Source organism: Haloarchaeobius sp. FL176, assembly GCF_024609245.1.
Lineage (GTDB): Archaea > Halobacteriota > Halobacteria > Halobacteriales > Natrialbaceae > Haloarchaeobius.
Genome location: NZ_JANJYH010000004.1, coordinates 388,239 through 405,909 on the forward strand (window position 1 = coordinate 388,239; position 17,671 = coordinate 405,909).

A 17,671-nucleotide genomic window follows, 5' to 3' on the forward strand; every position below is an offset into this window, starting at 1 on the left:
GATGACGGGACCGGGCGACGACCGGGAGACACGCCTCCCCGAGGTCGCTGACGCCACGGCCGACGGTCCGCTCGCCGTCCTCGTCGCCCGGGACCGCGCCGAGGTGGCCATCGCCAGCCTCCGCGCCGAAGGGGTGTACGACGACGACCGACGGGTCAAACCGGTCCCCGATGGACTGGTCGCGCTCCCCGTGACGGGGCCGCCGAGCGAGACGGGCGTCCGCCGCGTCGTCCGCCAGACCGACCCGGAGCCGCGCGCGCCGGACCTCGCGACGCTCCTGCGCGAACGCGGCTGGGACGACGAGGCGGTCGAGCGCGCGCCGTCGTCGTGGGCCGTCGTGGGCACCGTCGTCCTCGTCTCGCTGACCGACCTCGACGAGAGCGAGGAGGTAGCCGTCGGCGAGGCGCTGCTCGAACTCCACGGCGAGGCCGACACCGTCTGCGCCCGGGAGGGCGTCGACGGCGAACTCCGCGAGCCGGACGTGCGCGTCGTCGCCGGTATCGGCGACACGGAGACGATCCACGTCGAGCACGGCACCCGGTACGCGCTGGACCTCTCGCAGGTCATGTTCTCGCCCGGCAACCAGAGAGAGCGCGTCCACATGGGCGAGGTCACCGACGAGAGCGAGCGCGTGCTCGACATGTTCGCCGGGATCGGCTACTTCGCGCTGCCGATGGCCCGCGCCGGGGCGACGGTGACCGCGGTCGAGAAGAATCCCGACGCGTTCCGCTACCTCGGTGAGAACGCCGTGAACAACGCGGTCCTCGACCGGATGGAGCTCGTCCTTGGCGACTGCCGCGACGTCGAGGCGACGGCCGACCGGGTGGTCATGGGCTACTACGACGCGGTCGACCCGGCACCGGGCGGCGATGCGGAGGGCGACGACCCGGCTGCCGCTGGTCGGAGCTACCTCGACGCCGCGTTCGACGCCGTCGTTTCGGGTGGAACGCTCCACGTCCACGCGACCGAACCCGCCGACGACCCGTGGCGCCGCCCCGTGGCCCGGCTGGAGGCCGTCGCCGACGACCACGGCCGCGACGTGACGGTGCTGGACCGCCGCGAGGTCAAGAGCCACAGCGAGGGCGTCGTCCACGTCGTCGTCGACGCGCGGGTGGACTGACGACCTGTCGAGGAGAAGAGCTTTCCTGCGGTCGCCTGTAGCTGCCGACGATATCCACCACCGATTCCGATGCCGAATGGTTCGTGAGCCTGCTGCCGGTCGTGGTGCTGCTGGTCGCGGGGACCCTGTTCACGTCGTGGTTCCTGTGGTGGGTGTTCGCCCGTGGGTTCACCCGGTTCCCGGTGCTCGAGTACTTCGACTTCTGGGTGCCCCTCAGCTCGTTCGTCGCGGCGACCGTCACCGCGAGCGGGCTGTTGGTCTCGCTCGGCTACGTCGTCCGCCGGGGGACGGCCTGATTCAGTCCCGTCCCGGCAGCACGCCGCCGTAGTACAGCAGGTGTGCGCCGGCTGCGAGCATCGCCAACCCGAGGAGCCGAACCCGCGTCGTCGCGCCGTCGCGTGGTGAGAACGCCACGTCGAGTGCGATGTCGTAGCCGGTGCTGGCGAGCGCGAGCAGTCGCTCCGGGACGAGCAGGTGAACGACGCCGGCGAGCGAGAGCAGTGCGCCGACCGGGCGGGCGAGGCGAGACCAGAGCGCGAAGGGCGACGGCGCGTTCGTCATGCCCCCGGCTTCGGGTGGAACAGACAAAAACGCCAGGACGGTGGCGGCCGAGCGGGTGAAGCTACGGTGGATCGCTGACCGTCAGCCGAGAGGTTGAAGCCTCCGGGGACAGAAGACGGAGGTATGCCCGAGTTCAACCGCCAGCAGATCATCGCGATATTCTTCGTCGCGCTGATGATCGGCTCGTCGGTCGTCGGCGTCCTCGCGGCGTTCTGAGCCGTCCCCCGACACACATCGAGGGCCGGTCAGCCGTCGGTGTCCCACACGTCGGCCATCGGTGACCGTGACGACCCCGAGCGGCTGCGCCGCCCGCTGCGGGACCGGCTGTAGTCGCTGCCGCCGTCGGCGTCGCCGGACCCCTCGCCGTCGTCGCCCCCGCTGCGCCGTCCGTAGCGCCGGCCCGCCTCCGCCCCGTCGTCCATGCCCGCGAGCGCGGCGGTCGGGTCGAACGTGGGCAGGTCCGGCGTCGAGAGCCGGGTGACCTGCTCGGCGAACCACGGCGGCGTGTCGCTTCTCGCCCGGTCGAACAGGTCGACCAGGCTCGAATCCGCGAGGTAGGTGTGGCCCCAGTCGTCGGGCGCGCGGACGACCCGCCCGCAGGCCTGGATGACCGTCCGGAGCGCCGAGCGGTAGTACCACGCCCACTGGCCCTGTTCGAGGCGGTGTTCGACGCGGGAGTCGCCGGTGTTCAGGAACGGGGCCTTGCAGAGCACCTGCCAGCGACAGAGGTCGCCCTTGAGGTCGAGCGCCTCCTCCATCTTCACGGAGAGGAACACCTCGGGTTCGTCGGTGGCCTTCCAGCTGTCCAGCTCGCCGTCGCGGTCGTCCCGCGAGTGCGTGCGGACTCGCGCGCCGACGCCGAAATCACCCATGAGCTCGGCGAGACGCTCCTGGATGCCGTAGGAGTGGCAGTGGACCAGCCCCTTCTCGTCGGGGTGGTGCTGCATGACCTGCGTGACGACCCGGGCGACCTTCGGCAGCGTCTCGTCCCGGTGCTCGTAGGTCATCTTCCCCTGCGTCACGTCGTACAGCGGCCGGTTCTCTACGGGGAACGTGTGCTCGACGTCGACGAGGGCGGTTCGCTCGGGCGGGAGGCCGACCTGCCGGCAGAACGCGTCCTTGTTCAGGATGGTCGCCGACAGCAGCGCGAAGCGGTTCCCCCGGTCCCAGACGGTGTGTTTCAGGTACTTCTCGGGGTTCATCGGCTTGATCGTCAGCGGGCCGCCGTCGCCGTCGTTGGAGCCGTCGTCGGGCTCCTGGTCGACCAGCCACTCCGTCGCGCTCTCGGGGTCGCGGTAGTCGCTGACGAACCAGTCCAGCTCGCCGATGCGCTCCTGGAGGCGGTCCCGCAGCGACACCTCCGCCGCCGACAGCTCCGGCCTGCCGAGCAGCTCGTCCTTCCGCCGCTTCAGCGTGCCCAGCAGCGCGTCGGCGTAGTCGACGGCCCTGTCGATGGAGTCGACCTCGGGAACCCTGAGGTCGTCCCAGTTCGGCAACGTCTGCGGGCTCAGCTCGATGGTCGCGTACATCTCCGCCCACTCCGCCAGCCCGTGTGCCTCGTCGACCACGACCACGTCCCGCTTTCTGAACACCTCCGACCCCGCGGTCTGCATGAAGTACGCGAGCGTCATCGCTGCGATCTCCCGGTTCGACGCGATGGCCCGGTCGGAGAAGTACGGACACCGATGCCGCACCGAGCAGTCGTAGCCCGACTCTCGGACACACGGCGCCCGGTTGACCGGCGTGTCCCGCTCCCCGGGGAGGATGCAGTCGTAGTTCGACTTCCCGCGGATGACGTTCAGGTCCTCCAGCAGCGAATCTGCGGCCACGTCGTCCAGCTGCGAAACCTGCGGTGTCGTGTAGTACGCCCCGCTCGCGTCGCTCGGCGCTACGTCATCTACTCGCTCCGCACAGCCCGCGATGGCCCGAGCCAGGAGCGACTTGCCGCTGCCCGTCGGCGCTCTCACCAGGACGACGTCGTTGTCGGCCTCGAACGCCGCCTGGATGTCTCTCAGCGCCTGCTTCTGGGCTCCGCGGTAGGAGGGCGCCGGGAACTCCTCGAAGATACGCGACGGGTCCACTCTGTACTGTGGGAGTGCTCGATGTGGTGTAAAGTCTCCGAATGAAGCTAGTCGAACGGTGGGCTTGTCTCGGGAATCCTGTCGCTGCCGGTGTCTCTACCAGCCTGAAAGGGTCGAGCGCGTCGGGGCCTTCTGGCTGGTATCGTCTCCGACACTCGCGATTCGGGTGACGATGAGACCGAGCCTTCGAACCGACTCCGACGACGGAACGGTACACTCTTTGACGAGCACTGCCCTCACTGTGGACGTGGCGCGCCACTTCGAGTACCCCTGTCCCGACTGCCGGAGCACGAACGACCTCCACGACCCGGAGTGTCGGTTCGCGGGCGCCGAGTGGCACGCAGTCGAGAAAGCCTACGCGGACGTGCTGGCGGCGCTGTCTGGCGGGGTCAAACGCGAAGACGAACTGCCGTCGGTCGCGGCGGACTGGGGTGCGCTCCAGCAGGCCGCGCTGGAGCACTTGCGGACGGTCCAGCGGGTCGACGAGCACGACGGCCGGCTGGAGCTGCGCTCGCCCGACGAGTACCGCGAGCTGTTGACGACGCCGCAGTACGAGCCGGTGAAGACGGTGTACGAGTACGGTTCGGTGCCCGGCTGTCACGACAACAGCGTGTTCGCGCTGGTCGCCTACTACGAGATGGTCGGGCTCTCGTGGGCGGAGACCAGAGAGCAGGTCATCGAGTGGCTGCACGAGACGGGCACGTGGGAACGCGGCGGCTTCGCCGAGGACTCACCGGAGGAGCTGGTCGACGCGAAGCGGCACGTGTACGAGTCGGGATACGGCTGGAAGCAGGCGGCGCGCGAGGCGAAGGCGGTCATCGACCGCTATCGGTGAGGCGGTCCACGCCGCAGGCCAACCGCTCCGGCCGACGACGCCGTCCTTTTGCCGCCGCGACCCGAACTCGGGCGCATGACAGCATCGTCGCCAGGCTACCGGGACGTGGTCGGCGGAGTCACCGCGGCTCACTGGCCGGTCGCGCTCGTCTCGTTCGTTCCGTTCCTCGCCTACTTCGCCCTCACGGGGCAGGTGACGCTGGCGCTCGCGATGGCCGCAACCGGGCTGGCGGCGGCCCACGCGTTCGTGGTCGGCATCGCGCTCGGGCGCGGTGACCGCAACGTCGCGCTCGGCGTCGGCTCGCTGACCGCGGTCGTCGTCGCCGTGAGTGCCGTCGCGCTCGTCGACCTCGCCGCGGTGGTGTTCCTGTTCGGGTCGATGGTCTGCCTGCCGGCCGCGGCGCTCGGGCACGCGGCGTGGCAGCGAGCGTAGAAGAGAGCGAGAACCGCTATCAGTCGCTCTGGATGCGCGGTGCGAGCACGAACAGCACCGAGCCCTGCCCCTCGGCGATGGGGAACTTGATCTTGAGGGGGAACTCCTCGCCGAGTTCGAGCGTGACCTCGGCGTCGGCGGGGATTGCCTTGTTCATGTCCTTCAGGTAGTCGAGGCTGAACAGCGAGCGGGCGTCGCCGGCCTGGAGGTCGATGAGCTGCTCGGTGGTGAGTTCGAGGTGGACGTCGTCGGTGTCGCCCTCCGCGTCGACGTAGAACAGCTCGTCGCTCGCGTCGACGCCGAGTGCGATGTGGTCCGAGACCATGTCGGAGGCCTTGACGGCGCGGTTGATGTCCTTGCCCTCGATGACGACCTCGGCGGAGAGGTCGAGGTCCGGGATGTCGGGCTCCTGACGGATGCTGTCGGGGTCGATGAGCGCGAGGGTGTACTCCAGCCCGTCGATCTGGATGTGGAGCTTGCGCGTCTCCTCGTCGAGTTCGAGCTCGACGAGCTGTCCGGCATCGGCCATCCCGGCGATGTCTTCGAGACGGGAGAGGTTGACGCCGATGATGCCGCCGTCGGCCTCGTAGGACTCGAACGCCTCGGCGGAGAGCCGCAGGTCGACCATGCCGACGTTGGCGGGGTCGACGGCGCGTATCTCGATGCCGTCTTCGTCGAGGTGGACTTTACACTCGTCCACCAGGACGCTCACGGAGTCGAGCGTCGTCTTGAGCGTCTCGGCGCTCACGATGGCCTTGAACATGTTGAATCACGCTACGAAACCGGGCACTAAAAAAACACCCTTTCGGTCGCGCGAGCGCGTGCGAATCGCCCGTCGCACGGCTCTCAGAAGTTCGTCACCTTCGACTGGATGCGGCCGTCGCCGCGCCGCCGGAACGAAGCCCCTAACCGCGCTCGCGGGCTACAACAGGCAACTGACCACCTATGGCGCGCAAGGACCACTGGTACAACAAGTCGAAACAGGAGGGGTACCGCACACGGGCGTCGTACAAGCTCAAACAGCTCGACCGGAAGGAGGGGCTGTTCGGCCCCGGCAACACGGTCGTCGACCTCGGGGCCGCCCCGGGCGGCTGGCTCCAGGTCGCCGCCGAGGAGGTCGGCTCCGAGGGAACGGTCATCGGCGTCGACTTCCAGCGCATCGAGGGCTTCGACGAGGAGTACGACGACTGGATAGAGACGATCCGCGGCGACATGACCGAGGAGGACACGAAGGAGCAGGTCCGCGAGGCCGCCGGCAACGAGGTCGACGTGGTGCTCTCGGACCTGGCCCCGAACATGACCGGCGAGTACCAGCTCGACCACGCCCGCTCGGTCCACCTCGCCCGGCAGGCGTTCGAGACCGCGCTGGACGTGCTCGACTCGGGCGGCGACTTCGCCGTGAAGGTGTTCGAGGGGAAGGATCTCGACCGCCTCCGCGAGGACATCGAGGCCGAGTTCCAGTACGTCCGGACCACGACACCCGAGGCGTCCCGCGACGAATCCTCCGAGGTGTACCTGGTCGCGAAGCACCGTCTGACCGCGCCGGTCCGTCCAGGCGACAGGGTCGAGGTGACCATCGAGGATATCGGCAGCGAGGGCGACGGCATCGCCAAGGTCGAGGGGTTCACGCTGTTCGTCGACGGCGCCGACGAGGGCGAGACCGTCGAGGTCGAGGTTCGCGAGGTCAAGCCCCGCTTCGGCTTCGCGGAGCCGCTGTAGCGTCGCTCGGCAGCTCGTCGCGCCGCCTCTTACTCGTCGTCGTCCGCCAGCCGGTCGTGGCGCGCGTCGATCTCGTCGAGGATGTCGAGGTTCTTCCGGATTGACGACCGGACGGCGTCCGAGCGGTTGACGAACTTCCCGTCGTCGCCGACGTGGTCGTCGAGGTCGTCGAGCAGTTCCTGCGGAATCTCGACGCTGATCTTTGGCATGCGGCGTGATTGGTGTATCTGCGGTAAATAGTCCGGTGATGTCGGCGACGCCGGGCGAGCCGCCGTCGCTCAGCCGTCGGCGGACGCCGTGTCGACGTTCCTGACTTCGAGGCCGCCCGAGAGTTCGGTGTTCGGGTACGGCATGTCGATGCCGTCCGCGTCGAAGCGCTCCTTGACCGCCTCCAGGAACGCCGCACGGACCGCCCCGTAGCTGTCCTCGCGCGGGTCGATCCAGAGCCGGCCGGAGAGCACGACGGCGGAGTCACCGAGCGACACGACCGGCGCCGACGGCGCTGGGTCGTCGAACGCGGCCTCGATGTTCGCTGCCTCGTCGACGATGGCCTCGCGTGCCTGCTCGATGTCGTCGTCGTAGCCGATGCCGAAGCCGACGGACACCCGGCGCTCGTCGTTCGCGACGTTGTTGACCACTGCGGCGTTGGCGAGGTCGCTGTTCGGGACCGTCACCAGCTCGTTGTCGAACGTGTCGAGCTTCGTCACCCGGAGCTCGACCTCCCGGACGACGCCGCTGTTGCCGTCCCACTCGATCCAGTCTCCGGTCGTGAACGGCTCGTCCTGCAGGATGAACACGCCGGCGACGAAGTTGGCGATGATGTCCTGCGCGGCGAAGCCGACCGCGAGCGCGAGCGCGCCGGCGAGCGTCGCGAACGCCGCGAGGACGACGCCGAAGCCGGCGATGGTCGCGGCCAGTGCGACGGAGAGGACCGCCACGATGCCGATGGTCGCGCTCTCGGCGAGCCCGACGATCGTCTCGTCGAAGCCACGGCGCCGCATGCTCTTCTCGACCGCGCTGGTCACGACGAGTCGCCCGACAGCGAACAGCACCACGAACACGAAGACGAAGATGATGATGGTCGTGATGGCGCTGATGATCGGTGCGACGTACTGCCCCAGGTCGAGCCCCAACTGAAATGGTAGCATATACCGTGTAACCTTCTCTCATTGGCCACTTATAGGTTGACCAGCCGGGGGTCGGTCGCCGGCGGACTACCCGGCCCGCACAAGTACGGTCGGGTTCCGGCCAGCCTCCCGCCGACCGCAACGGCCGCTTCGGCGTCGGCCCTACCGGGTGGCATGAACACTGACGACGCCCGAGACGCGGCCATCGCGGCACTCGCACGGCGCGAGTACGAGCTGGCGGGCGACGAGTACGGCCGGGCGGCGTGGGCGACGCTCGCGGAGCCACGTCCCGGGGCGACCCCGTTCGACGCCGACGAGAAGGGCTGGGTCGGGGCCGGCCTGCAGTACCTCCTCACCGGCGCGCTGGCCTACCGGGTCGCGGGCCGGGACGACCGTGCGACCCACCGGAGCGTCGAGTGCGTCGCCGTCGCGCGTGACCTGCGGAACGCGCTCGACCACCCCGCCCAGGTCGCCTGTCTGACCGAGTTCGTCGCCGACGCTCACGTCGTCGGCGCGCTGGACGACCCCGCCGCGGTGTACGCCGAGGCGGCGTCCGCGTACGAGGACGCCGCCGCTGCGGTCGACGACCCGCACGAGTGGGCGACGACGCCCCTGTTCGAGGCCGTCACGACGCCGCTCCAGCAGGTCGCCCGCGGCAGCGCGAACGGGGAGATCGCCGTCGGCTGGGACGACCTCCACGGCTCCGATCCCGGCGACCCCGGCGCGTTCCTCGCACACCGTGTACAGTACAAGCGACGGCGCTTCCGGAGCCTGGTCGAGCGTGCGGTCGACGACGGGCATCTGGCTGCGCCCCGCGGGACGACCGCCTACGGCGAGCCGAGCCACCGCTGTCCGGACTGTGGGTCGAACGACGTGAACTGGACCGGCGGGAGCACGCTCTGTCTCCGCTGCTCGACGCCGATGGTGCCCCGCGACTGACTCAGGCCGCCTCCTCCGCGGCCGGCTCCTCCGGCTCGCCGCCACCGCCGCCCCCGCGGAGCCGCCAGGGCAGCGTGACGACGCCGAGCAGCCCCAGCCCGAGCAGGTACGCGATGGCGATGGGGACCGAGAGCACGAGCATCGTCAGGACGCCCTTCGGCGAGAACAGCGCCGCCGCGAGGAAGATGCTCACGACGATGGGCCGCCAGAACTCGCGCATCGTCCGGTACTTCACGATGTTCCCCCAGTGGAACAGCAGCATCGTGACGATGATGTCGATGAAGATGCCGATGCCGAGGGTGGTGAAGAAGATGAGCCAGAAGAAGCTCTTCAGCCGGTAGGAGATGACCATGTTCGCCTGGATGGCGTCGGAGACCAGGTAGGAGATGATGGTCGGCGCGACGAGGAAGTAGCCGAGCACGCTCCCGATGGCGAAGCCGACGAACAGGGCGGCGCCCCAGACGAGGAACGTCGAGTTCTCGCCGGTCGAGACGATGCCGCGCTCCTTCATCGCGGGCCAGGCGTAGTACATGAACACCGGGAGCGCGGCCGCGACGCCGAGCAGGAAGCTCACCTTCACCTCGAAGATGAGCGCCTCGACGGGATGCAGCGCGACGATGAGGCCGACCTCGCTCGGGCCGCCCATGCTGGCGACGATCTCCGAGTAGGGCTGACCGCTGGCGATGGCGCCCGGGTTGATGGGACCGCTCGACGGGGCCTGCGAGACGCCCGGCGCGACGGTCATCGCGTCCATGAGTGGCTTGCCAGCCTCGAACGCCGCGTCGAAGCCGACGGCCGCGGGGTCGCCACGGACGGCCGCCGGTACCTGGCTGATGAAGTTCCGCTTGATGTCCCCGAGGCCGCCCGTGTACAGCCAGTAGAAGCTGCCGAACATGACGGCCATGAACAGGCCGACGACGCGGAACAGCTTCGACGTTATCGACTCGAAGATGAACATCACGTCGTAGTAGTAGCCGCCGATGTCGTCCTCGGTCGTCTCGTCCTCGGTGAACGGGTCGACCATGCCGGCGGTGGTCCGCGAGAGGAAGCCGCCCTCCTCCGCTTCGTCCTCGACCTGGTTCTGGTGGCTCTCGCGGTCCATCCCCATGCTGGTGGGGTCGGCGAGGGACTTCGCCTCCTCCTGGGGTTCGGCGGCCTCCTCGGCCTCGCTGGCCGCCTCCGCCTCGTCGAAGCGGTCGAGCACGGCCTCGGCCTTGTCGGGCTGGTCGGCGTCCATCGCCTCGCGGGCGTAGCCGACGGCCTCCTCCTCGGCCATCTCCACGAACACCTCGGGCGGGGCCACCCGGACGCCTGCGGCGTCGAGCCCCGAGATGTCGATGCTCGCGGGGTCACCCGGACGGGTGCCACCTTTCGGGACGACGGGCTGGCGAAGCATGTGGACGGTGTAGATGACCAGTGCCGATCCCGCGAGGACGAACGCGCCCTGGAGCGCGACGACGAACAGCGAGAGCGGGTCGCTCGTCGGGAACAGGGGGCCGGGTCGGATCATCGACGGGATAGCCGGGAACAGCTGTTCGGACACGACCCGGGTCCCCTCAGTGCCAAAGAAGACAGCGGTACCGACCGCGCTCGCGACGGCGATACCGACGAACTGGTACATCCGCTTTCTGAGCAGGTTCTGGTCGGGGGCGTCCGGCCCGGCGCCGCCCGCACGGTTCAGGTTCGTGACGACCTTCGCGAACCCGAGGCTCAGCACGTAGAGCGAGATGAGCGGGATGGCCCACATGACCTGCGTGAACGGGTCCGGCGGGGAGAACAACGCGCCGAAGAGGAAGATGACGAGGAACGCGTAGCGCCAGTTGTCGCGCCAGAACTCGTAGGAGACGAGTTCGACGTAGGAGAGCGAGGACATCGCGAGCGGGAGCTGGGCGGCGAGCCCGAACGAGAACGTGAGGAACACGATGAACTCGGTCCACATCGTGATGTCGTAGCTCGGCTTGATCGACGCGTTCACCGCGTTCGTCGCCAGGAACTCGAACATGAACGGGAAGAAGACGACGTACGCGTAGATGATGCCGAGGATGAACAGGGTAAACACCGCGCCGACGATGCCACCGATCTGCCAGCGGGACAGCGGCACCTCGGGTTGGAAGCCACGCTCGGCCAGCGTGTCCTTCGCCAAGTAGAGAAAGAGCGGCAGTGCGAGCAGCGCGCCGACGATGACCCCGATCTTGAACTGGAGCAGGATGACGTCGAACGGCGTCCGGGCGATGACGTCGAGCTGGAGGGCGATCTCCGGGGCCATCCGCTGCTTCGTGTTCTGCCGGAGGAACTCCCAGATGAACAGGCGAAGCGAGTAGATGGTTCCGAGCATCCCAACGAGGAACGCGATGAACACCTTCTGGAGATGCTTCTGGAGCGTCCGAAGCATCGCGCCGGCTGTCTCCCGCCCGCTGTTGATGCTTCGGGCGGTGTCCTCCCCGATGACGGAACTCATTCGTTGAGGTAGCTTTCCACCTCTTTCACATCAATCTTCTTCTCCGAGTCGCCGACGGGGGTAAGAAAAGGTCTATAACGCGCGCGGTTTCTACCTCTGGTAGATGCCGGAGGATTCGGACGACAAGGGGCTCTCGAAAGACGACGAGCAGCCGCCACGTGAACCCGACCTCCCCGGTGGCGAACCCACCGGTGATCCCGTGGGCGACGAATCGCCGGAGTCGGTGGAGGAAGCCGCCGCCAGGTCGCTGTCCGATGCGACGGACGGCCCCGATTCCGCGGGCGACGAGCCCAGGGCGCCGGTAGAAGAGGAAGCCGCTAGGGCGGTGTCGGACGCGCCCGACGATACGACCGAACCGGCCGATGTCCCCGTCGAGTCCCCGGCGACTGGCGACGACATCCACATGGGGCCACACGACCCCACACCGGCCATGGACGGGCCGCCGGGAGACGTCGAAGGACCCCGCCGTGCCGACACCGACGACGGCCCCATCGCGGACGCCGACGGCGGTGAGGAGGTCCCGGTCGGCCACGCTGCCGGTGCGACTCGACCCAGCGAGGCCATCGGGGGCGACTCCGTGCCCGCGGGCGAGCCGGGCGACCCGTTCGACGAAGACGGCGAGGAGTTCGATGGGCCGCCAGACGACGAGGAGCTGCCGCTGGCGGTCCACATCGAGGAGATGGTCCGCCGGCTGGGCATCGTCCTGCTCGCGGCGGCGGCGGCGAGCGCGATCGGTATCCCGGCGTCCGAGCAGATCATCACGACGATGTGGTACGACCTGCTGCCGGCGACCACGGAGGTAACCCGCCCGCACCTGTACTCGCCGCTCGAGTTCATCCTGACGAAGATCAAGGTGGCGAGCCTGGCGGGTATCCTCGTCGCACTCCCGCTGTTCGTCTACGAGTCCTACCTGTTCATGCGCCCCGGGCTCTACCCCAAGGAGCGCCGCTACTACCTCGCCTCGGTCCCGGTGAGCCTCGTGCTCGCCGCCGCCGGGATGGCCTTCGCGTACTTCCTCGTCCTCCCGGCGCTGTTCGAGTACTTCCTCTACTACACGGAGGGCTCGGCGAACATCGCGTTCGCGCTCTCCGATACGTTCAATCTCATCATCACGCTGATGGCGTTCCAGGCCATCGTCTTCCAGATTCCGCTGTTCATCATGCTCGCCATCATGATGGGCATCACGACCCGGCAGTGGCTCCAGGACCGGCGGCTGCTGTTCTGGGGCGCGTTCATGGGTATCTCGTTCCTGTTCTCGCCCGACCCGACCGGCGTCGCGCCCTTTATCGTCGCCGCGTCGATGATCGGGCTGTTCGAGGGGACGCTGCTACTGCTGAAGTGGACGCGCGAGACCTCGCCCGTGCCGACGGCCGAGGAACTCGGGAACAGCCGCCCGACCGTGTACGTGCTGGCGGGGCTGGTCGGCTACGCGCTCGGGCCGTGGGCCATCCCGACTGGCTACTACGGTGACCTGCCGCCCGCGGTGACCGACACGCTGGCGATGCTCGGGCTCGGCGACGCCACGTCGCTGCTGCTCGGGGCCGCCATCGTCCTGGTGTTCGAGCTGCTCGCCTTCGCGAACAAGAACTACTACGGGAGCCTCCGGGTGTGGGACACCGTTCAGGCGACCCGCGTCCCGGTGTGGCTGGGTGCCCTCGTCGTCGGCTACCTCGGCACTCCCGACCCGCGTGCGGCCGAGCTCGTCGAGCAGGTGACGCTGACGCAGGCCGAGGCCGGTGGACTGGCTGTCGGACTCGTCGTTCTCTTCGAGGCCGGGCTGCTCGTCGCGCGGTGGCGGACCGGTGACGGCGAGGACGGCGACGACGCCTGAGACCGCACGACTCCAGGCGGTACACACTTCTTCGCGTCGGTCGATTGTTCCAGTATGGAGTTGGACACGGGTGATGCGACGGTGGTGCTGGCACGCCACGGCGAGACCCAGTGGAACCGCGAGCGGCGTATCCAGGGCTGGGCACCGACCTCGTTGACCGACACGGGGCGCGAACAGGCGACTGCACTCGGGCGCCACCTCACCGACGCCTACGACGTGGGCCGTGTGGTCGCCTCCGACCTCCGGCGGACCCGCGAGACGGCGCGGCTCGTCGCTCGGCACGTCGACTGTCCGGTCGACTACGACCGTGACTGGCGGGAACGGAGTTTCGGGGTGTATCAGGGACTCAGTTACGAGGAGGTGTTCGAGCGACATCCCGAGTTCGCGGTCCACGAAATCGGGATCGAGGCCGCCCGGACCGAGCCCGAAGGCGGCGAGTCGTTGCTCGCGGCGCGCGAGCGGGTCCTCGACGCGTGGACCCGACTCGTCGCCGCTCTCGACGGTGGCGAGACGGTAGCGGTGGTCACCCACGGCGGGCCGCTGTACGTCCTGCTCGGCCACCTTCGCGGGCAGGACCTCGTCACCGCACTCACCGAGCACGACCAGGGCAACTGTGCGGTGTCGACGGTCCGGCTGACCGACGATGGCCCGGTCGTCGTCTGCGACGGCGACACGGACTACCGGGAGTCGGGGGCGACCGCCGCCGGAAGTTCGGAGTAGGCGACTGCGGTTCGTGAGCGACTCCAGAAGGTTTACGCCCGCCGAGTGGCGCGTTCGTAGGTATGTTCGAGGTGTTCGTCGTCACCAAGTGGCTCCTCGTGTTCGCCGCCCTCGCCGTCATCGGCGCCCCCCTTGCGGCGGTCGTCTTCCGCCAGTTCCCCCGTCGCGGGGCGGCGTTCGCGATCCCCGCCGCACTGCTCCCGACTGTCCTCCTCGTCTTCTGGCTCGGCCAGGCGACGTTCGGGCCCCTCACCGTGTTCGCCGGCCTCGCGGTCGTCGTCGGGGCCTCCGGGCTCGCCCTCTACCGCGGCGTCGAGCCGGACTGGCGCGGCGTCGCCGGCAGCTACGTCGTCTTCGCGCTCGGCTTCCTGTTCCTGACCGCGTTCCGCGCGTACAACGCCGGTATCACGCCCGTCGGCGGCGAGCAGTTCCTCCACTTCGGGCTGGTGAAGTCGCTGCTCCGGGCCGGTTCGCTCCCGCCGGAGGACTTCTGGTTCGCCGGCGAGCCGCTCCGGTACTACTACGGCACGCAGCTGCAGGTCGCGATGATGGCCCTCCTCACCGACACGCCGGCTCGCTACGCGTTCAACCTCGGCATCCCCGCGTTCTACGCGATGCTGGTCGTCGCCGCGTACGGACTGGTCGGCACCGTCACCTCGCTGCGTGACCGCTCGTACCGGCTCGGCGGCGCGTTCGGCGTCTTCTTCGTCGCCATCGCGGGCGCGCTCACGACGTTCGTCCGGCTGGTCCTCGGCGCGCTCCCCATCGACACGGCTGTCGAGTACGGCCAGCCCGCGTTCGGGTTCGTCGCGCGCCGCTTCTATCTCGGCGACGACGGCATCGAGACGATGGACCAGGCGATGCGGGCAGCCGTCCAGGAGGGCGGCCACATGGACAGCTGGGGGTGGTGGTTCACCCGCTACGTCGTCCCCGGCACGCTCCAGGAGTTCCCGCTGTACTCGTTCATCAAGTCCGACCTCCACGGCCACGCGCTCGCGAACGGCTACATCCTCGTCGCCGCCGCGCTCGCGCTGGCGTACTACCTCACGCCCGCCGAGCACCGGCTCCGCAGAGTCGGCCTCGTCTACGGCGGTATCGGCCTCATCGCGGGCGTCTTCGGCTTCATGAACACCTGGTCGCTGCCCACGGCGGTCGGGCTGGCGTGGCTGGCGATGGCCGCCGCGGACGCGCACCCGGCGACGCTGCTGCCCGGCGAACTCGGCGAGCGGCTGCGGTTCGACCCGACGGCCGAGAGCGACGACTCGCTTCCGGAGGACGCCGAACCCGACACCACGTCCGGCGCCGCACTCGGCCGTCGGCTCGCCGCCGAGACCTGGCGCGTCGTCCTCGCCGGCGTGTTCGCGGCGCTCGTCGGCGTCGTCGGCGTCGCCCTCGCCTCGCCGTTCCTGATATTCGGGCACGTGCCGACGAACGACGGCATCGGCTTCCTCCCGCCGCGAACGGGCCTCGCGCCGTTCCTCGTCATCTACGGCGGCATCATGGCGCTGTTCGCCGGGTTCGTGGTCTACCGGAGCTGGCCCGAGGTCCGCGCGCTGCCGACCTGGGTGTCCGCCGGTGGAGCGGTCGCCCTGCTCGTCGTCGGCGCGGTGCTCGTCCACGTCGTCGACTTCGCGGTGTTCGCGGTCGTCGGCCCCATCCTCGTCGGGATGTGGTGGCTCGTCCGCACCGACCGCGTCGGCTTCGAGGGCGTCCTCGTCGTCGGGGGCGTCGGGCTCCTGCTCTCGTTCGAGGTGCTCCACGCCCGCGTCGCGCCGTACGACCTGCCGCGCTGGAACACGACGCTGAAAGTGGCAGTGCAGGGCTGGACGCTCGCCGCTGCCGGGGCCGGCGGCATCACCGCGCTCGTGCTCTCGGACGCGTTCGACGTGCTCGCGAGCGACTCGACCGCCGACACCGCCGGCCCGGAGGCGAGCGACACCGCTGGCGTCGACGACGCCGGTCCGCAGACCCACGTCGACACGACGGCGACCGACGGCGGCTCCCGGGTACGGTCGTCACTCGCCACGCTCGGCATCGCGGTCCTCGCGATCGCCGTGGTCCTGACGAGCACGCCGTTCGTCGCGCTGGCGTTCGCGGACGAGGTGAAGGCACCCTACGACGAGGGTGCCCCGGCGACCGTCGACGGACTGGCGACCCACGAACGCTGGAAGGCCGAGGAGATCGAGGCCATCCACTGGCTCGACGACCGCGAGGGCCGCCCCGCCATCGTCGAACCCGTCGACAGGCCGGTGCCCGACGACCCCGAGCGCATCTACGTCGAGTACGACTGGATCGCGCCGGCGGCGACGCTGACCGGGCTCCCGACGGTGCTCGGCTGGGACCACCAGGTCAACTACCGCGGCGGCGAGGCGTACCTCCACCGCATGGAGCAGGTCGACGACATCTACGGGGGCACCTGGGCGAACGCCACCGCGGCGCTCCGCGAGCACGACGTGCAGTACATCTACGTCGGGCCGCGGGCCTTCGAGCTGTACGGGAGCGACCTCCGGCAGTTCCACCACCACGACGGCATCTCGGTCGCCTTCGAGAACGACAAGGTGACCATCTACGCCGTCGACCACGACGAGCTCACGGGCGACGAGGACGAGTGGCCGGCGAACGGGACGGCGCGGTGGAACGGGACCGACACGAACGCGACGGTCGCGGTCTGAGCTACAGCGGGCGCTCCCCGTCGACGATTCCCTCCGCGAGCAGCGTCATGTGGTCGACGAACGGCTCGAACGCTGACTCCTCGTCGTGTTCCACCCTGTAGCGGTGCAGGTCGACCCACACCGACGCGAGCGAGAACGCCGCGTTCGCCCGGTAGAACCGTTCGTGCTCGAACGTCCGGCCCGTTCGTTCCTCGTACCGCGCCACGAGTTCTCTTCGAGTCGGGCTGCCGGGGTCGGTGGTGAACGGCGCGAGCCCGCGCTCGTTCTGCTCGCGGAGGTCCGCGACGGTCTCCTCCTGCTCGGGGTACCGTTGCTCGATGCCGTCGAGGGGGACGGTCGGGTCGTCCGTGTCGCCCCAGCGCAACAGCAGGTAGCCGAGTTCGGTGAGCGGGTCGCCGAGCAGCGCGGTCTCCCAGTCGAGGACTGCGGTTATCTCCGGTGTCTCGTCGCCGGCGAACAGGACGTTCCCGGGGCGGAAGTCGCCGTGAACGAGCGTCGTGTCCGGATTCCCGGGCGCGTGCTCGACCAGCCACTCCCCGACGCCCCAGAGTCTGGCGAACTCGCAGCCCGTGACCTCGGCGGCCTCGTCGAGTCGGTGGAGGGCGTCCGCGACCTGCTCGCGTGGGGTGCGGTCGCCACAGAACTCCTCGAACGGCTCGGTGTCGAGCGCGTGCACGTCCGCGAGGGTGTCGACGAGTACATGGGCGAGCTGTCGGCGTGCGTCCGGATGCTGGAACCGGGCCGGCAGGTCAGAGCCCAGTGGGACCACCTCGCCGTCGAGGTGGGGGATGATGAAGAACGCGCCGTCGAGGATCGCCGCGTCGTCGCAGTACAGCACCGGCTCCGGCGTCGCAATAGCCGTGTCGTGGAGACGTTCCATCACCCCGTACTCGTCCCCGAGTTCGTTGATGTAGCCCCGGTCACGCAGTTTATTCGGGCGACGGACGATGTACTCCTCGTCCGGGGTCGAGACCGCGAGGACGAGGTTGAGGCCGTCAGAGAGCGTTTCGACAGCCGTGATTTCGGTGTCCAGTTCTGTCGCGAGGAAGGCTTCGAGAGCCGTCGTGTCGAGGGCAGCATCGCTCATTGGCGGAGCGAGCACGGGTGGTTCAAAAACACTCCCGGCGGTGTGACAAGTCGAGGCACGGGCGGGTCACACCGTCTGGAGGTCGCCGT

Annotated in this window: 16 protein-coding genes; 9 read left to right on the top strand and 7 right to left on the bottom strand. The window is 69.1% G+C overall.

The window, feature by feature from the left end; translation table 11 throughout:
• The first annotated feature begins 1 nt into the window (after position 1).
• Both NO978_RS10415 and NO978_RS10420 read left to right on the top strand, forming a co-directional pair.
• Positions 2 to 1,120 (top strand): class I SAM-dependent methyltransferase family protein, encoded by a 1,119-nt coding sequence (locus NO978_RS10415; protein ID WP_257299521.1) that lies wholly within the window; start codon positions 2 to 4, stop codon positions 1,118 to 1,120.
• 83 nt (positions 1,121 to 1,203) lie between these two features.
• Positions 1,204 to 1,416 (top strand): hypothetical protein, encoded by a 213-nt coding sequence (locus tag NO978_RS10420; RefSeq protein ID WP_257299522.1) that lies wholly within the window; start codon positions 1,204 to 1,206, stop codon positions 1,414 to 1,416.
• Position 1,417: 1 nt separating this feature from the next.
• Here the strand turns inward: NO978_RS10420 and NO978_RS10425 are convergent, their stop codons facing one another.
• Positions 1,418 to 1,681, bottom strand: a complete 264-nt coding sequence (locus NO978_RS10425; protein ID WP_257299523.1) for a hypothetical protein — start codon at positions 1,679 to 1,681, stop codon at positions 1,418 to 1,420.
• Between the two features lie 245 nt (positions 1,682 to 1,926).
• Positions 1,927 to 3,762 carry an ATP-dependent DNA helicase gene (locus NO978_RS10430; RefSeq protein ID WP_257299524.1) on the bottom strand — a complete coding sequence of 612 codons (1,836 nt, stop codon included), beginning with the start codon at positions 3,760 to 3,762 and terminating at the stop codon, positions 1,927 to 1,929.
• Positions 3,763 to 4,009: 247 nt separating this feature from the next.
• On the opposite strand from NO978_RS10430, the gene NO978_RS10435 reads away from it, so the two are divergent.
• Both NO978_RS10435 and NO978_RS10440 read left to right on the top strand, forming a co-directional pair.
• Positions 4,010 to 4,597 carry a hypothetical protein gene (locus tag NO978_RS10435; protein ID WP_257299525.1) on the top strand — a complete coding sequence of 196 codons (588 nt, stop codon included), beginning with the start codon at positions 4,010 to 4,012 and terminating at the stop codon, positions 4,595 to 4,597.
• A 75-nt stretch (positions 4,598 to 4,672) separates the two neighbouring features.
• Positions 4,673 to 5,029: a hypothetical protein gene (locus NO978_RS10440; RefSeq protein ID WP_257299526.1), complete on the top strand. Its 357-nt coding sequence runs from the start codon at positions 4,673 to 4,675 to the stop codon at positions 5,027 to 5,029.
• A 19-nt stretch (positions 5,030 to 5,048) separates the two neighbouring features.
• On the opposite strand, the gene NO978_RS10445 is transcribed toward NO978_RS10440, so the two are convergent.
• Positions 5,049 to 5,792 carry a DNA polymerase sliding clamp gene (locus tag NO978_RS10445; RefSeq protein WP_257299527.1) on the bottom strand — a complete coding sequence of 248 codons (744 nt, stop codon included), beginning with the start codon at positions 5,790 to 5,792 and terminating at the stop codon, positions 5,049 to 5,051.
• Positions 5,793 to 5,974: 182 nt separating this feature from the next.
• Here NO978_RS10445 and NO978_RS10450 point away from each other — a divergent pair, with 182 nt between their 5' ends.
• The gene (locus NO978_RS10450) at positions 5,975 to 6,748 is read left to right on the top strand and encodes a 23S rRNA (uridine(2552)-2'-O)-methyltransferase (RefSeq protein ID WP_257299528.1); all 774 of its coding nucleotides are present in this window, start codon (positions 5,975 to 5,977) and stop codon (positions 6,746 to 6,748) included.
• Positions 6,749 to 6,777: 29 nt separating this feature from the next.
• On the opposite strand, the gene NO978_RS10455 is transcribed toward NO978_RS10450, so the two are convergent.
• Positions 6,778 to 6,957 (bottom strand): CopG family transcriptional regulator, encoded by a 180-nt coding sequence (locus NO978_RS10455; protein ID WP_257299529.1) that lies wholly within the window; start codon positions 6,955 to 6,957, stop codon positions 6,778 to 6,780.
• Positions 6,958 to 7,026: 69 nt separating this feature from the next.
• The gene (locus NO978_RS10460; protein ID WP_257299530.1) at positions 7,027 to 7,896 is read right to left on the bottom strand and encodes a mechanosensitive ion channel family protein; all 870 of its coding nucleotides are present in this window, start codon (positions 7,894 to 7,896) and stop codon (positions 7,027 to 7,029) included.
• 153 nt (positions 7,897 to 8,049) lie between these two features.
• Here NO978_RS10460 and NO978_RS10465 point away from each other — a divergent pair, with 153 nt between their 5' ends.
• The gene (locus tag NO978_RS10465) at positions 8,050 to 8,814 is read left to right on the top strand and encodes a hypothetical protein (protein ID WP_257299531.1); all 765 of its coding nucleotides are present in this window, start codon (positions 8,050 to 8,052) and stop codon (positions 8,812 to 8,814) included.
• Between the two features lies 1 nt (position 8,815).
• Here NO978_RS10465 and NO978_RS10470 read toward each other — a convergent pair whose 3' ends face one another.
• Positions 8,816 to 11,272 carry a twin-arginine translocase subunit TatC gene (locus NO978_RS10470; RefSeq protein ID WP_257299532.1) on the bottom strand — a complete coding sequence of 819 codons (2,457 nt, stop codon included), beginning with the start codon at positions 11,270 to 11,272 and terminating at the stop codon, positions 8,816 to 8,818.
• 103 nt (positions 11,273 to 11,375) lie between these two features.
• On the opposite strand from NO978_RS10470, the gene NO978_RS10475 reads away from it, so the two are divergent.
• From NO978_RS10475 to NO978_RS10485, 3 genes are all read left to right on the top strand, one after another.
• Positions 11,376 to 13,103: a twin-arginine translocase subunit TatC gene (locus NO978_RS10475; RefSeq protein WP_257299533.1), complete on the top strand. Its 1,728-nt coding sequence runs from the start codon at positions 11,376 to 11,378 to the stop codon at positions 13,101 to 13,103.
• Positions 13,104 to 13,157: 54 nt separating this feature from the next.
• The gene (locus tag NO978_RS10480) at positions 13,158 to 13,823 is read left to right on the top strand and encodes a histidine phosphatase family protein (protein WP_257299534.1); all 666 of its coding nucleotides are present in this window, start codon (positions 13,158 to 13,160) and stop codon (positions 13,821 to 13,823) included.
• Positions 13,824 to 13,885: 62 nt separating this feature from the next.
• Complete coding sequence (locus tag NO978_RS10485; protein ID WP_257299535.1) at positions 13,886 to 16,495, top strand: DUF2298 domain-containing protein; 2,610 nt, start codon at positions 13,886 to 13,888, stop codon at positions 16,493 to 16,495.
• Between the two features lies 1 nt (position 16,496).
• On the opposite strand, the gene NO978_RS10490 is transcribed toward NO978_RS10485, so the two are convergent.
• Positions 16,497 to 17,582 carry a phosphotransferase family protein gene (locus NO978_RS10490; RefSeq protein ID WP_257299536.1) on the bottom strand — a complete coding sequence of 362 codons (1,086 nt, stop codon included), beginning with the start codon at positions 17,580 to 17,582 and terminating at the stop codon, positions 16,497 to 16,499.
• Between the last annotated feature and the right edge of the window lie 89 nt (positions 17,583 to 17,671).

Coding starts and splice junctions, on each gene's coding strand:
- NO978_RS10425 (WP_257299523.1), bottom strand. CDS start 1,681: ATGACGAACGCGCCGTCGCCCTTCGCGCTCTGGTCTCGCCTCGCCCGC.
- NO978_RS10455 (WP_257299529.1), bottom strand. CDS start 6,957: ATGCCAAAGATCAGCGTCGAGATTCCGCAGGAACTGCTCGACGACCTC.
- NO978_RS10460 (WP_257299530.1), bottom strand. CDS start 7,896: ATGCTACCATTTCAGTTGGGGCTCGACCTGGGGCAGTACGTCGCACCG.
- NO978_RS10470 (WP_257299532.1), bottom strand. CDS start 11,272: ATGAGTTCCGTCATCGGGGAGGACACCGCCCGAAGCATCAACAGCGGG.
- NO978_RS10415 (WP_257299521.1), top strand. CDS start 2: ATGACGGGACCGGGCGACGACCGGGAGACACGCCTCCCCGAGGTCGCT.
- NO978_RS10445 (WP_257299527.1), bottom strand. CDS start 5,792: ATGTTCAAGGCCATCGTGAGCGCCGAGACGCTCAAGACGACGCTCGAC.
- NO978_RS10490 (WP_257299536.1), bottom strand. CDS start 17,582: ATGAGCGATGCTGCCCTCGACACGACGGCTCTCGAAGCCTTCCTCGCG.
- NO978_RS10450 (WP_257299528.1), top strand. CDS start 5,975: ATGGCGCGCAAGGACCACTGGTACAACAAGTCGAAACAGGAGGGGTAC.
- NO978_RS10465 (WP_257299531.1), top strand. CDS start 8,050: ATGAACACTGACGACGCCCGAGACGCGGCCATCGCGGCACTCGCACGG.
- NO978_RS10440 (WP_257299526.1), top strand. CDS start 4,673: ATGACAGCATCGTCGCCAGGCTACCGGGACGTGGTCGGCGGAGTCACC.
- NO978_RS10485 (WP_257299535.1), top strand. CDS start 13,886: ATGTTCGAGGTGTTCGTCGTCACCAAGTGGCTCCTCGTGTTCGCCGCC.
- NO978_RS10475 (WP_257299533.1), top strand. CDS start 11,376: ATGCCGGAGGATTCGGACGACAAGGGGCTCTCGAAAGACGACGAGCAG.
- NO978_RS10480 (WP_257299534.1), top strand. CDS start 13,158: ATGGAGTTGGACACGGGTGATGCGACGGTGGTGCTGGCACGCCACGGC.